The 13,825-nt window shown below is 60.6% G+C and carries 11 protein-coding genes; 2 read left to right on the top strand and 9 right to left on the bottom strand.

The window, feature by feature from the left end; genetic code table 11:
• Positions 1 to 8 precede the first annotated feature (8 nt).
• The gene (locus tag Q7C20_RS04960; protein ID WP_348054700.1) at positions 9 to 656 is read left to right on the top strand and encodes a hypothetical protein; all 648 of its coding nucleotides are present in this window, start codon (positions 9 to 11) and stop codon (positions 654 to 656) included.
• Positions 657 to 786: 130 nt separating this feature from the next.
• On the opposite strand, the gene Q7C20_RS04955 is transcribed toward Q7C20_RS04960, so the two are convergent.
• The 6 genes from Q7C20_RS04955 to Q7C20_RS04930 form a co-directional block, all read right to left on the bottom strand.
• Positions 787 to 2,334: a SulP family inorganic anion transporter gene (locus Q7C20_RS04955; protein WP_375065918.1), complete on the bottom strand. Its 1,548-nt coding sequence runs from the start codon at positions 2,332 to 2,334 to the stop codon at positions 787 to 789.
• 85 nt (positions 2,335 to 2,419) lie between these two features.
• Positions 2,420 to 3,151 carry a carbonic anhydrase gene (locus tag Q7C20_RS04950; RefSeq protein WP_348054702.1) on the bottom strand — a complete coding sequence of 244 codons (732 nt, stop codon included), beginning with the start codon at positions 3,149 to 3,151 and terminating at the stop codon, positions 2,420 to 2,422.
• A 230-nt stretch (positions 3,152 to 3,381) separates the two neighbouring features.
• The gene (locus tag Q7C20_RS04945) at positions 3,382 to 4,440 is read right to left on the bottom strand and encodes a PA0069 family radical SAM protein (RefSeq protein WP_375065916.1); all 1,059 of its coding nucleotides are present in this window, start codon (positions 4,438 to 4,440) and stop codon (positions 3,382 to 3,384) included.
• Positions 4,441 to 4,521: 81 nt separating this feature from the next.
• On the bottom strand, positions 4,522 to 5,820 hold the full coding sequence (locus Q7C20_RS04940) for a c-type cytochrome (RefSeq protein ID WP_375065914.1): 1,299 nt from the start codon (positions 5,818 to 5,820) through the stop codon (positions 4,522 to 4,524).
• Positions 5,821 to 5,832: 12 nt separating this feature from the next.
• Entirely contained in the window at positions 5,833 to 7,617 is a 1,785-nt protein-coding gene (locus Q7C20_RS04935) for a GMC family oxidoreductase (RefSeq protein ID WP_348054705.1), read from the bottom strand.
• 2 nt (positions 7,618 to 7,619) lie between these two features.
• Entirely contained in the window at positions 7,620 to 8,372 is a 753-nt protein-coding gene (locus tag Q7C20_RS04930) for a gluconate 2-dehydrogenase subunit 3 family protein (RefSeq protein ID WP_375065911.1), read from the bottom strand.
• A 271-nt stretch (positions 8,373 to 8,643) separates the two neighbouring features.
• Between Q7C20_RS04930 and Q7C20_RS04925 the strand changes: the two genes are divergently transcribed.
• Entirely contained in the window at positions 8,644 to 9,312 is a 669-nt protein-coding gene (locus Q7C20_RS04925; RefSeq protein WP_375065909.1) for a dual specificity protein phosphatase family protein, read from the top strand.
• On the opposite strand, the gene Q7C20_RS04920 is transcribed toward Q7C20_RS04925, so the two are convergent.
• The 3 genes from Q7C20_RS04920 to prlC form a co-directional block, all read right to left on the bottom strand.
• Positions 9,299 to 11,296 (bottom strand): M3 family metallopeptidase, encoded by a 1,998-nt coding sequence (locus Q7C20_RS04920; RefSeq protein WP_375065907.1) that lies wholly within the window; start codon positions 11,294 to 11,296, stop codon positions 9,299 to 9,301. The genes Q7C20_RS04925 and Q7C20_RS04920 overlap by 14 nt on opposite strands.
• Positions 11,297 to 11,421: 125 nt before the next feature.
• Positions 11,422 to 11,694, bottom strand: coding sequence for a YheV family putative zinc ribbon protein (locus Q7C20_RS04915; protein ID WP_192298175.1), 273 nt, complete (start codon positions 11,692 to 11,694; stop codon positions 11,422 to 11,424).
• Entirely contained in the window at positions 11,691 to 13,790 is a 2,100-nt protein-coding gene (gene prlC / locus Q7C20_RS04910; RefSeq protein WP_375065904.1) for an oligopeptidase A, read from the bottom strand. The genes Q7C20_RS04915 and prlC overlap by 4 nt, the downstream gene beginning before the upstream one ends.
• Positions 13,791 to 13,825: the final 35 nt, after the last annotated feature.

Below are 13,825 nucleotides of genomic sequence, written 5' to 3'. Positions count from 1 at the left end.
GAGCCCTCATGAACACCGCCGCATTGCGCGAGCAGATTTCCCGTGCCCATCAACACGAAGCCACCACTGGCCAGCTTGCCCAGCAACTGGAAAACCAATTGCCGCACCTGCATTCGGCCATCTCTTTGGCTGACGGTGATCGCACCCAAGTAATGACCCGCTTTGTCACGGCCTACATCGATCAAGTGCCGGACCTGCTGGACGCCGCCAATGACGTGGCCCGCGAAGCCGGGATCGAAAGCCAGATCAAGCCGGTTTTGAAAATCGCAGAACATTTCTTCCTGCAACCGCCCGCCATTCTGGCTGGCCATGAAGGGCTCAACGGGCTGCTGGACGAGGCCTACCTGGCCCATCGTCTGGTCGAAGAAGTGAATGACCTGTACATCAAGCATTTCGGCCAGCCGTTGATTCCGGCAGACACTACCGTGGCCAACCTGATCGCCCACCAATTGATCGGCGAGCAGTTTGCCAATCAGCTGGATGAAGCAGTGCATTTGGCGGTGGATGAGATGCTGAACGAAGAGAGCTTTGCGCTGGAGTCCGTTGAGGCGTACCGCGAGACGCTGAAAAGCGCGGGCACGCAAGCCGCGTGGAAGCGCTGGCCGTGCCTGTCGCGGCAGTTGGGGGTTGAGCTGGCGCTGGACCAGCCTGCCTGATTTTCCGAGCCGCAAACGATCAACTGTGGGAGCGGGCTTGCTCGCGAAAGCGGTGGCTCAGTCAACATTTTCGGTGACTGACACTGCGCCTTCGCGAGCAAGCCCGCTCCCACATTTTGATTCGTTTCCGTCAGCTCGTTATAGCCGCCGACCCCAGACCCGTCGTCGTGCGCTCGCGGCCTTCCAGCCGGCGCTTCAACCCGCGCGCTTCGATCACCAGCTTCGAGCCTTTCGCCGCATTCGCCCGGCCCCATTCCTCCAGCAACTCCAGGCAGGAATGGTCGATGTAGCTCAGGTTATTCAATGGCACATGCACGGTAGTTCCCGCAGGCACCGTCGACAGCACCTGAGTCAGTGCCGGCACTTTCAAAAACGTCCCGGCGCCGACCAATCGCAGCTCCATCTCACCGTCCTGAGGCAGGTCGACCAGGCTGACTTTCAATCGCGAAGCCTTCAGGGCCAGGGTGACCAGCGTCAGACCGAAGCCAATCAGTACACCCGTCAGCAAGTCGGTAAAGACAATCGCCAGCGCCGTCGCCGAGTAGGTAAACATCGGCATCCGCCCATAGCGCCCCAACTTTTTAAACGCCTTGATATCCACCAGCTTGATCCCGGTGTACACCAGCACGCCCGCCAGGCTCGCCACTGGAATGCTTTGCAGCACGCTCGACAGCAACAGCACAAACGCCAGCAACCAGACACCATGGAAAATCGCCGACAAGCGCGTGGTGGCGCCGGCCTGCACGTTGGCCGAACTGCGCACGATCACGCCGGTCATCGGCAGGGCACCGACCAGGCCGCAGAGCATGTTGCCTACGCCTTGAGCGGACAATTCCTTATCGAAGTCGGAACGCTGGCCGTTGTGCATACGGTCTACCGCCGCGGCGGACAGCAGGGTTTCGGCACTGGCGATAAACGCCACGGCGAACGCGGCGATCAGCAACTGGGGGTCCGCCAGGTTCAGCAAGTCGCTGGGGCGCAGCCAGTCGATAGCGTCGGCCAGGTTTTCAGGGACTTCCACACGCTTGACCTGCAACGCCAGCACCAGGCTGGTCACCGTCGCCAAACCCACGCCGAGCAAGGCACCCGGAACGAAGCGCAGTTTTTGCGGGCGGAATTTATCCCACAGGTACATCACCAGCATTGTCGACACACCGAGCAAACCCGCCTGCCAGCCGAGGCCGCTACCCAGGCTCGGAATGGCCTCGACCAGCGCCGCCGGGAAGCCCGCCAGGTTATCCAGCCCCGAGGGTTTCGGTGCGCCGTCGAGCATTACATGCACCTGCGACAGCACAATCAACACACCAATCCCCGCCAACATGCCGTACACCACGGCGGGCGCGGTGACGCGGAACCAGCAGCCCAGGCGCAAACGGCCGGCCACCAATTGCAGGAAACCGGCCAGCAACAGGATCGGCCCGAGCATCACCATGCCGTGCTGGCGCACCAGCTCGAACACCAGCACCGCCAAACCTGCAGCGGGGCCGCTGACTTGCAGCGGCGAGCCCGCCAGCCAACCCACCACCAGACCGCCGATGATGCCGGTGATCAGCCCTTTGGCCGGTGGCATGCCGGACGCAATCGCAATGCCCATGCACAAGGGCAGAGCGACCAGAAACACAACCACGGAGGCGAGCAGCTCCCGTGGCAGTACAGCTTTTAATTGAGCAGCACGCATGATGACTCTCCCGAGGCATTCGCCGGGCGCGGCAAAGCCTGGCTGCATCCATGGCAGCCACCGCTTTACCCGGCAGGGAAGTTTTTTAGAAGCGCGCTTTAGGCGTCGCCGATGGGATCGGCCCGTCGCCGTTCAGCGATCGGAATGCCGACTGGTCCGCATCGTAGGCCCGAATTTCACTGGTCTCGATGTTGTAGATCCAACCGTGGATAAACAATTGACCATTGGCCATGCGCGACGCCACGGAAGGGTGGGTGCGCAAATGTTGCAACTGGGCGATGACGTTTTCTTCGGTCAGCACCTTCATGCTTTCGCCTTCATTGGCGCAGTCGCAGTTGTCTTCAACCATCGACTTGGCCACTTCAGCGTGGCGCAGCCAGGCTCGTACTGTCGGCATCTTTTCCAGGCTGTCGGGGTTGAGTACCGCGCGCATGGCGCCGCAATCGGAGTGCCCGCACACAATGATGTGCTGTACGCCCAGGGCGAGGACTGCGTACTCGATGGCGGTGGAAACACCCCCGTTCATCTGCCCGTAAGGCGGCACCACGTTGCCGACGTTGCGCGTCACGAACAAATCACCCGGCGAGCTTTGGGTGATCAGCTCGGGCACGATGCGTGAATCGGCGCAGGTAATAAACATCGCCCGTGGGCTTTGAGCCGTGGCGAGTTTCTTGAACAATTCTTCCTGCTGCGGAAAAACGTCGTGATGGAAATGCAAAAAGCCGTCAACGATATGCTTTAGCGCTGCATCGGCGGTTTCCGCCTCGGGAGAGGCTGAAGCCGACGCAGCCAACGGCTGTTTATCCTTATCACTCATGATTCATCCTCTTGGTTAGATGCAGGGAACGGTCTCAGGTCAGTTCGACGCCAGGCCAGTGAAATAGTTGTAAACCCTCACCGTTACAGCGCGGCGACTCACCCGTCACTCGCCGATCAAGTTAACCGGCGAAACTTAATTCAAACTGAATGAAACGCTCTAGAACGCGGGTTTCAGTGATGTCAAAGAGCGACTATTCCTACACGAGCAGCGCACTCGTCCTCTTCAGTTTACAACAAAGCCAACTGCCTGCCCGGTGGGCAAAATGCCGTGCAATCCAGGTCATATCCCTCACGCCGGTCCAGCCCCAGGCGCTTGATCGCTTTGCGAAAGCGCTGCGCCAGCAAATCGGCAAACGGCCCCTCACCGCGCATGCGTACACCAAACCGGCTGTCGTATACCTCACCGCCACGCACCTGGCGCACCAGGCTCATCACATGGGCGGCACGTTGCGGATAATGCGCCGCCAGCCACTCCTCGAACAGCGGGGCCACCTCCAACGGCAGGCGCAGCATCATGTACGCCGCACTTTGTGCACCCGCCGCATGCGCTTCGGTCAGCAAACTTTCCAGCTCGCTGTCGTTGATCATCGGGATCATCGGCGAGCACAGCACGCCCACCGGAATGCCCGCCTCACGCATCACCCGAATCGCCCGCAACCGCGCCTTGGGCGCTGCCGCACGCGGTTCCAGGATGCGTTTGAGTTCATCGTCCAGGCTGGTCAGGCTGATCATCACCGCCACCAGCCGCTGCCGGGCCAGCGCGGTCAGCAGGTCAAGGTCGCGCAGAATCAGCGAGCCCTTGGTAATGATGGTCACCGGGTGCCGGTAACGCAGCAGCACTTCGAGGGTCTGCCGGGTGATCCGGTACTCGCGCTCAATGGGCTGGTAAGGGTCGGTATTGGAGCCCAAATTGATCGGCGCGCACACATAGCCCGGCTTCGACAGTTGCTGTTCCAGCACATCGGCGGCATTGGTCTTGGCGATCAGTCTGGTTTCGAAATCCAGCCCCGGTGACATATCCCAATAAGCATGGCTGGGCCGTGCGTAGCAGTAGATGCAGCCATGCTCACAGCCCCGATACGGGTTGATCGAGCGATCAAACGGCAAGTCCGGCGAGTTATTACGGGTGATGATGGTCTTGGCCGTTTCGATACGCACTTCGGTGCCCTGGGTCGGCGGCACTTCCTGAAACCAGCCGTCGTCCTCGGCCACGCTGACGGTCGGCGCAAAGCGGTTGTGCAGGTTGGTGGCCGTGCCCCGGCCACGGGGCGGCAACGCAGTAGACATGAAAACGCCTCGATACTGTTTTTATATACAGTATCGAGGCGCAAGGTGTCTGACCAGTGCCGTTTGGCGGTCAGCAGAGGATCAGTGCTTTTGCGTCATCTGGCCAAGGTCATCGCCCGAGGTGGTGCGCATGTCACTCTTGCGCAGGTCCGCCACGTCGCTGGCAGTCACTGGCGCCCCTTTATTGCCCCAGCTGCCGCGCACGAAACTGACCACATCCGCGACTTCCTGGTCTGACAGACGCCATGCATACGCTGGCATGGTGAAGGTCGACGGCGCCGTGTGAGTGGCCGGCAACGTGCCACCGTTCAACACGATGTTGATCAGCGACGCAGGATCCGCCGTCTGCAACACCGGGTTGCCCGCCAGCGCCGGGAACACCCGCGTGTAGCCATGGCCGTCGGTACGGTGGCACGCCGCGCAGTTGTCGATGTACACCGACGCGCCCGGCTTGCTGTCATCGCCCTTCCACAGCGCGTCAGCCACCTGCTTGTCGTACTGGTGCGGTTGGTCCTTGGGATCCACCGCCGGCAAGCTCTTGAGGTAACGCGCGATGGCGGTCAGGTCGTCCTGCGACATGTATTGCATGCTGTGGACGATCACATCGCTCATGCCGCCAAACACTGCGCTGCGATCACTGCGGCCGGTCTTGAGGAATTGCACCAGTTGCTCTTCGCTCCAGCTGCCAAGGCCGTCCTTGTGGTCGCCGCGCAGGTTCTTCGCGATCCAGCCTTCCAGCGGTGCGCTGCCCGACAGAAAGGCGTCGCCGTCGGTGGCACTCAGGGCTTTTTCCTGCATGGTCAGGGCACGCGGCGTATGACACGCGCCGCAGTGGCCGAGGCCTTCCACCAGGTAAGCGCCACGGTTGATTACCGGGTCGGCAGCGGCTTGAGCCTGATGCGCCTCGACAGCCGGCGCAAACATCCAACGCCACGCCGCCAACGGCCAGCGCATGCTCAAGGGCCAGGGAATATCGCTGTCTTTATTCTCTTGGGCGACCGGTTCAACACCCTTCATGAAGTACGCATACAACGCCTGCATGTCGTTGTCGCTGACGCGCGCGTATGACGGGTAGGGCATCGCCGGGTAAAGCGTACTACCGTTTTTGGCGACGCCATGGCGTACGGCTTTGTCGAAGTCTTCGAAGCTGTAGTCGCCCACGCCGGTTTTGTCCGGGGTGATATTGGTGGAGTAGATCACGCCGATCGGGGTTTCCATCGGCAGGCCGCCGGCAAAGGGTTTGCCACCCTTGGCAGTGTGGCAGGCCACGCAGTCCCCGGCGCGGGCCAGGTATTCGCCCTGCTTGATCAGGTCGGTTTCAGCGGCGCTGACAGAGCAACTGCTGAGCAGCGCAAAACTTGCGATAACAAGTGCTTTCATGGTCATCGCTCCTTATGCCTGAACCAGTGGGCCGGGGTTTTTCAGGTACTGCTCGCGAATCGCCCGGGCCGACCAATAGGTCAACGCCGCCACCAGGCCGGTAGGGTTGTAGCCCAAGCCTTGTGGGAAAGCCGACGCGCCGGGGACGAACACATTGTGCACATCCCAGCTTTGCAGGTAACGGTTCAACGCACTGGTTTTCGGGTCGGTGCCCATGATCGCGCCACCGTTGAGGTGGGTAGTCTGGTACGACGCGGTGTTGAAATGCTCACCCACCTGTTTGCCGAGCAGGGCAATCGCCTTGGGGTTCATCGCCTCGGCGACCTTGCTCATTTTGTCGACCATGAAGCGGTTCATCTTGATGTCGTTTTCCTGCCAGTCGAACGTCATCCGCAGCAATGGCAGGCCGTAGGCATCGCGGTACACCGGGTCCAGATCCAGGTAGTTGGCCCGGTAGGATTGATGGGCGCCGTGGGAGTCCATCGACACCTGGTGCGTGTAGTAATCGGCGGTGGCGCGCTTCCAGGCACTGCCCCAGGCCGGGGTGCCCGGCGGGTTGGACGTACCGGCAATCGGCCGGCTGCCCGCCTGGTTGACCCACATCGGCGAACCGCCCACAAAGCCGTGGGGGCCGTGGTCGAAGTTGTCGGCGTTGAAGTCATCCATGGCCACGCCATTGCCGCCCGCACCAATAAAGTTGTTGGTGTGGGTGTCCTTGTCGAAGAACGCCTTGATGGTCGCCATGTTCTGGTAGGCGAAGTTGCGGCCGATCACGCCCTCGTTGGTAATCGGGTCGTAAGGTTTGCCGATACCCGACAGCAACATCAGCCGCACATTGTTGAACTGGAACGAGCCGATGATCACCAGGTCTGCCGGCTGCTCGCACTCGCGACCCTGGCCGTCGATGTAGGTCACGCCGGTGGCCTTGCTCTTGGTGCTGTCGAGGTTGACCTTGAGCACGTGGGAGTTGGGCCGCAGCTCAAAGTTCGGCACCTGACGCAGCGCCGGCAGAATGTTTACGTTCGGCGAAGCCTTGGAATACATGTAGCAAACGTAGCCACTGCAAAAGCCGCAGAAATTGCACGGGCCCATCTGCGCGCCGTAGGGGTTGGTGTACGGCCCCGACGTATTGGCCGACGGCAGGTTGTAGGGTTTGTAACCTACATCCGCAGCCGCTTTCTGAAACAGCTGTGCGGAGACGGTGTTTTTCTGTGCTTGCAACGGGAACGGGTTGGAGCGATCCGGCGCGTAGGGGTTGCCGCCACGGCCTTCGCCCACCAATTGGCCTTTAACGGTCCAGGCCTGGCCTGAGGTGCCGAAGACTTTTTCCGCGTAGTCAAAAAACGGTTCCAGCTCTTCATAGCTGACGCCGAAGTCCTGGATGGTCATGTCTTTGGGAATGAAGTTCTTGCCGTAGCGCTCTTCGTAATGGCTGCGCATGCGCAGCTCAATCGGGTCGACCCGAAAATGCACGCCCGACCAGTGCAGGCCAGCGCCGCCCACGCCATTGCCCGGCAAAAATGCACCCAACTGGCGGTTAGGCAGGGCGACGTCATTCACGCTGTGGCGAATGGTCACCGTCTCCTTGGAAATGTCCTGGAAGAGTTTTTTACGCACGCTGTAGGTCAATTCGTCGATGACCTGGGGATAGTTGCCGTCGGGGTAGGTGTCCTGCATCGGGCCGCGCTCCAGCGCTACCACGTTGAGGCCCGCTTCCGTCAGCTCCTTGGCCATGATCGCGCCGGTCCAGCCGAAGCCTACGATAACCGCATCGACTTTCTTCATGATGGTCGCCACGTTTATGCCCTCTCGCCGCGAATGGAAACAGCCGGAAAGGGGTATTGCTCGTTGCGTTCAACCCAGTCCATGAAATCGGCGCGGGCGCCGGGGAAACCGATCATGGTCCAGCCGACCATGCGTTTGTTGCCGCCGTGAATCGGGTCGCAGAAGAACCCTTCCTTGGTGTTTTGCAGCAGCAAATTGAAAAACATCTTCGGTGGCACCGCCGCGAAATGCGCGCTCACTTCACTGCCGCCCGCTTCCAGGCGTCGCAACATATCGTCTCGGGTAGCGCTGTCTTGAGCGGCAAAAGCTTTACCGTTGAACGCCTTCGACCATGCATCCGTCGCAGCAATACCCAGGCGGTAGATCTCTTTTGGTACCAACTTGCTCTGCCAGCCCATCTCCGGCGCGGCATCAGCGTTGAACGGGCCTTGCATGAACCAAAGCGCGCCGCTGGCATAAGGCGTGTTCATCTGGCGGTCGATGTATTCCGGCGCACCGGCTTCCAGCGCGCCCGGGCCTTGGGCATCGGCGGGAATCAATTGCGCAACCGCGGCGTTGATAAACGCCCATTCTTCAGCGGTGAAATAGCTCGGCTCATAGGCCTTGTCGCTCACCGGCGGCGTGGCAGGCGCGGCGTGGGCCGGCTCCGGGGCGGCCATCAATATCGAGCCGCCGAGGCCGGTGCTGGCAACCGTGACCACCGGGATCAAGGTCAAGGATTTGCGCAAAAAGTCACGCCGGGGGTTGTCTTGATCTTGATCAGACATGGGTGCACCTCATCATGTGGTCACGGGTTTATCCGCCGCTTCTGGGAGCAGCGTGAAGGCTTGCCAGGAAATGGGATCCAAAGGGATAGAACACTGTGGCAACCAATAGTTACAAATGATAGCAGGCTAAGCATTTGAAGAATTGATTCAGTGGTAAAAACGCCGATCACCTGCGTCGATTCACAATTCTTTGACGGCCCTCTCACACCTCATTCACCCCGTAACGACCATTCTGGCTGCTATTACTGTTTCCCATCTGGTCACATCGCGTATGTTCACACCTCAATTGATGCCTGCCTTGAGCCTGATGCTGCTGGCACTCTTCGCAACCGTCAGCGCCCAGGCCGATGACGCCACGCCCCTGCGCTCGCCGGAGTGGGCGCAGCCCGTGGGAGACCAATTCAACCTGCATCAAATGACGCCGACCCTGTACCGCAGCGCGTTGCCGGACAGCAGTGCACTGCCCGTCTTGCAACAATTGAAGATCGGCACGGTGATCAACTTTTTGCCGGAATCCGATGCGCCATGGCTGGATGCATCCGATATCAAACAGGTACAGCTGACCTATCGCACCAACCATGTCGACGATTCCGACGTGCTTGCAGCGCTCAGGGCGATTCAGCAAGCCGAGGCGAATGGCCCGGTGCTGATGCATTGCAAACACGGCTCCGACCGCACCGGCCTGATGGCCGCGATGTACCGCGTGGTGGTTCAGGGCTGGAGCAAGGAAGATGCGCTGAACGAGATGACCCTCGGCGGCTTCGGCAGCAGCAACGGCTTCAAGGACGGCGTTCGCTACATGATGAAGGCGGATGTCGGCAAATTACGCACCGCCTTGCTCAACGGAGAATGCAGCACCAGCGCCTTTGCCCTGTGTTCGATGAAAAGCTGGGTGAACACGGCAAACACGGGTAGCGAACTCAACGTTAGCGGCCCGTAGGAGCGCCTGAAAACAGCTGCACCGATTCAAGCAGCGACCGCGAGTAACCGGGCGCAAGCACGCACTCGCGAAACGCACGCCCGGTCGCAGCATTGAAAACCCCCTCGCGCTCAAACCGTTTAAACGCTTCCCGCGCCAGCACCTCAGACCACTGGTAGGCGTAAAAGCCGCCTTCATACCCCAACACCATATGGCTGAAGCCATTGGCGTAGCGCACCGCATCCAACGCCGGCAGGTGCCCGACTTCAAGGTTGGCGCTCGCAAATACCTGCTCAATGCTGCGTCCGTCGTCCGCGGTGCGATGCACTTCGATATCAAATAACGCCAGGGTCAGTGACTCTGCGCGTTCCCACGACATTTGGGTGTTGGCATACACCCTGTGTTGCCGGGCCAGGGCCTCAGGCAACTGCGCGCCCGTTTCGATATGGCTGGACAACCACACAAGACACTCAGGGGAATCGCACCAGCGCTCGAAGAATTGGCCGCAGAACTCCGCACTGTCCATGCCCAGGTCATCGATGCCCATTTTGGTGCGATAGCCCAGGCCCATCAGCATTTGCTGCAAGCAATGGCCAAACTCATGAAACAAAATCTTGAGCTGTCGATGCCCGAGCAAACAGGGCTCATTGGGGGCGACTTCAAATTGGCTGCAGAGCACGACCACCGGCTGTACTCGGCGGCCTTCAGCGGTGGTCCAGCGGTTCCTCAACGAAAACGCGTTGGCAAAATCACCGCTTTTTTGCAGATACGGCACGAAATAAATGTGCCCCAGCACCTCGCCATCGGCCTGTACCTGCAAGAGTCGAACCCCGGGCGCCCAGGCATCGAAGCCTTCCACCTCGCTGATTTCGACTTCGAAGAGGCGCTTTACCAGGGCAAACAGTCGAGACAAGGTGGACTCCAGCGGGAAGTAGGCGCGCAACGCTTCTTCAGAGACGCCACTGGCCTGTTGCCGGATCATCTGCGCCAAATAGGCGTAATCCCACGGCTGCACCTGCGCCAAACCACGCTCACGGGCCAGCGTGATGAGTTGGCGCTTGTCGTGCTCAAAGGCCGTTCGTTCCGACCTGATTTGCTCACGAATAAACGCCAGCACCTGCTCCTCGGTGTCCAGCGACTGAAGCTCAAGGGCCAATTGAACAAAGCTTGTGTAGCCCAGCAGCGTGGCTTTTTGGCTGCGACTGACCCTGAGCATCTGCAGCAGCGGGCCATTGTCGAACTGCCCGGCATGCGGGCCGATATCGGACGCACGCGTGTTGTAGGCGGTAAACGCCTGCTCGCGCAACGTCCGGTCCTGCGCGTAGGCCATGAGGTCTCGGTAAGTCTCTTCGTTCAGCGTAATCAGCCAGCCTTGCAGGTTGGCGTCGTGGGCCTTTTGCGCCAGGCGCGCTTTGAATGTCGGCGCAAGCCCCAACAGTTCTGATTCGTCGGTGATGTGTTTGCGCCACGCGTTATTAGCCTGTTCCAGCTGGGTCAGGAACAACTGCTGGAGCCCGGCAATTTCCTGGTTAAGCGTGACCAGCCTCTGCTGCTCAGCAGGCGCCAGTTCGATACCGGCCAGCGTGAATTTCTTCAACGTACGCCTTAGCAGACGTTGACGGGAGGCGTCGAACAGCGCAGCCGGCGAGCTGGCGGCCAATGCTTTATAGCAATCGAATAGGGCGCGGTTACCGGTTAAATCGCGCACGAACTCGACGGCCCGAGAAGTGGCTTGCGCGCTGGCTTGCGTCCAGTTTTGATCGGTGCTTACGCTGTCGAGGATGTAGATCACCGTTAACACCTCGTCGATTCGCGAGGTGACGGCTTCGATTGCCAGCACCAAATCATCCCAGTTCGGGCCGTGTTGCTGGCTGCCGATGATGCGGGCAACCTCGGCGCGACTGCGCAGCACGATGGCCTCGACGGCAGGCACGAGGTGTTCGGCACGAATGGCCGAGAAAGCTGGCAGGTGGTCGTTCTGCAACAGTGGGTTGGGGTCGGGCATGGTCGCTTCCTTGAAGACAACAGGGGGGAAGTTGTCATCCTGGAAGACGTCGCGGGGGAGGTGGCTGTAGATGCTTAATGCCCCGCGCCCGGAAACCGTGTTCCAAAGCGCGGGGCATCAAACTGTCAGTCTTTTTTCAGCTTCGGATTAGGAAAAAACTGCACCGCCTGCACTTTCGGGTCCGGCGCTTTCAATGCCGACGTATTCACCCGCGTGCCCAATTCCTTGGGCACTGACAGGCCTTGGTCATTAAGCGTGTCGGTGTAGCCGCAGGCTACACACTCGCGGTGCGGCACGCTGTCTTCGGTCCACATTTTCAACTTGTCCGGCTCGCTGCACGCCGGGCAAACCGCCCCGGCGATAAATTGCTTCTTGGTCACCACAGGCCCTTCACTCATGCTGCCGCGTCCTCACTGAGGCCGCTGTGGCGCAAGAGTGCGTCAATCGACGGCGCGCGTCCGCGGAAGTCGACGAACAGCACCATCGGCGCCTGGGAACCGCCACGCGCCAGAATCGCCTCGCGGAACGCGCGGCCGGTCTCGGCATTCAGCACGCCGTCTTCTTCAAACTTGGAGAAGGCATCGGCCGACAACACTTCAGCCCATTTGTAGCTGTAGTAACCCGCCGCGTAACCGCCGGCAAAGATGTGCGCGAAGCTGTTGGGGAAGCGGTTATAGGCCGGTGGGCGCATGACCGACACTTCATTGCGCACGCCTTCGAGCACCTGCGCCACGCTGCGGCCATCGCCGTGGGTGGCGTGCAGTTCGAAGTCGAACAGCGAAAACTCCAGCTGGCGCACCATCATCAGGCCGGACTGGAAGTTCTTGGCTGCGAGCATTTTTTCCAGCAGGTCCTGAGGCAGCGGTTCGCCGCTTTCATAGTGACCGGAGATCAGCGCCAGGCCTTCCGGCTCCCAGCACCAGTTCTCCATGAACTGGCTCGGCAACTCCACCGCATCCCAGGCCACGCCGTTGATGCCGGACACGCCCGCGTGTTCAACGCGGGTGAGCAGGTGATGCAGGCCGTGGCCGAACTCGTGGAACAGGGTGGTCACTTCATCGTGGGTCAACAGGGCAGGCTTGCCGCTGTCGGCCGGGGTGAAGTTGCACACCAGGTTGGCCACCGGGCTTTGCAGCACGCCGTCCACCGTGCGGCGACGGTCGCGCGCGCCGTCCATCCAGGCACCGCCACGCTTGTTGGCGCGGGCGTACAGGTCGAAGAAGAAGCGGCCGACGTGCTGGCCGTTTTCCTTGATTTCGAACAGGCGAACATCCGGGTGCCAGGTGTCGAAGCCTTTTTGCTCGGCGATTTCGATGCCGTACAGGCGCTGCACAATGGCGAACAGGCCGCCCAGCACTTTGTCGATCGGGAAGTACGCGCGCAGGGCTTCCTGAGACACGCTGTAACGCTGCTCGCGCAGTTTTTCGCCGTAGAAACCGCTGTCCCAGCTTTGCAGGTCGGCGCAGCCTTGTTCGGCGGCGTAGGCCTTGAGCTGTTGCAGGTCCTGGGCGGCAAACGGTTTGCTGCGCTTGGCCAGGTCACGCAGGAAGCTCAGCACCTGGTCGCTGGACTCGGCCATTTTGGTGGCCAGGCTCAACTCGGAGAACGACGCGTAGCCCAACAATGTGGCGAGTTCCTGACGCAGGTCGAGGATCTGTTCCATCACCGGGCCGTTATCGTTCTGGCCAGCATTCGGGCCTTGGTCCGACGCACGGGTGCAGTAGGCGGCGTAGAGTTCTTCACGCAGCGCACGGTCCTGGGCGTAGGTCATCACCGCGTAGTAGCTCGGGAATTCCAGCGTGATCAGCCAGCCGTCGAGGCCTTTGGCCTGAGCGGCGGCAGCCATTTGCGCCTTGGCCGAGTCGGTCAGGCCGGCGAGGGTGGCTTCGTCGGTAACGTGTTTGGTCCAGGCCTGAGTGGCGTCGAGCAATTGGTTTGAGAATTTGCTGCCCAGCTCGGAGAGCTTGCTTTGCACTTCGGCGTAGCGTTTTTGCTGCTCTGGCGGCAAATCGATACCCGACAGGCGGAAGTCGCGCAGCGAGTGTTCCAGAATGGTTTTTTGCGCCACATCGAAACCGGCGGCTTCCGGGCTGTTGGCCAGAGCTTCAAAGGCCTGGAACAGTTCACGGTTCTGGCCCATCTCGGTGGAGTAGGCGCTCAACGCAGGCAAGCAACTTTCGTAGGCTTCGCGCAATTCGGCGCTGTTGCACACGGCGTTAAGGTGGCTGACCGGGCTCCAGGCGGCGCCCAGGCGGTCATTCAGTTCGTCCATGGCCAGGACCAGACCGGCCCACGTAGGGTTTTTACCCTGGCTTTGCAGGATGCCTTCGATGGCGACACGGTTGTCGGCGAGGATCTGTTCGATGGCCGGTTGCACGTGCTCGGCACGGATCGCCGAGAACGGCGGCAGGTCGTAGGACTGCAGAAGCGGGTTGTTCGCGCTCACGGTGGGCACCTTGGCTGAAGAAACATGTAAGAACAAAGATGGGGCCATCTTAATTACAATCAACTCCCACCGCAGCTATCAGC

It is taken from the genome of Pseudomonas sp. AMR01, assembly GCF_041946035.1.
Classification (GTDB): Bacteria; Pseudomonadota; Gammaproteobacteria; order Pseudomonadales; family Pseudomonadaceae; genus Aquipseudomonas; species Aquipseudomonas antarctica_B.
This window is presented reverse-complemented; position numbering and strand designations above follow the sequence as displayed.

What these genes read in the sequence shown, in the direction of transcription:
- Q7C20_RS04960 (WP_348054700.1), top strand. Translation starts at nt 9, where the DNA reads ATGAACACCGCCGCATTGCGCGAGCAGATTTCCCGTGCCCATCAACAC.
- Q7C20_RS04955 (WP_375065918.1), bottom strand. Translation starts at nt 2,334, where the DNA reads ATGCGTGCTGCTCAATTAAAAGCTGTACTGCCACGGGAGCTGCTCGCC.
- Q7C20_RS04950 (WP_348054702.1), bottom strand. Translation starts at nt 3,151, where the DNA reads ATGAGTGATAAGGATAAACAGCCGTTGGCTGCGTCGGCTTCAGCCTCT.
- Q7C20_RS04945 (WP_375065916.1), bottom strand. Translation starts at nt 4,440, where the DNA reads ATGTCTACTGCGTTGCCGCCCCGTGGCCGGGGCACGGCCACCAACCTG.
- Q7C20_RS04940 (WP_375065914.1), bottom strand. Translation starts at nt 5,820, where the DNA reads ATGAAAGCACTTGTTATCGCAAGTTTTGCGCTGCTCAGCAGTTGCTCT.
- Q7C20_RS04930 (WP_375065911.1), bottom strand. Translation starts at nt 8,372, where the DNA reads ATGTCTGATCAAGATCAAGACAACCCCCGGCGTGACTTTTTGCGCAAA.
- Q7C20_RS04925 (WP_375065909.1), top strand. Translation starts at nt 8,644, where the DNA reads ATGTTCACACCTCAATTGATGCCTGCCTTGAGCCTGATGCTGCTGGCA.
- Q7C20_RS04920 (WP_375065907.1), bottom strand. Translation starts at nt 11,296, where the DNA reads ATGCCCGACCCCAACCCACTGTTGCAGAACGACCACCTGCCAGCTTTC.
- Q7C20_RS04915 (WP_192298175.1), bottom strand. Translation starts at nt 11,694, where the DNA reads ATGAGTGAAGGGCCTGTGGTGACCAAGAAGCAATTTATCGCCGGGGCG.
- prlC (WP_375065904.1), bottom strand. Translation starts at nt 13,790, where the DNA reads ATGGCCCCATCTTTGTTCTTACATGTTTCTTCAGCCAAGGTGCCCACC.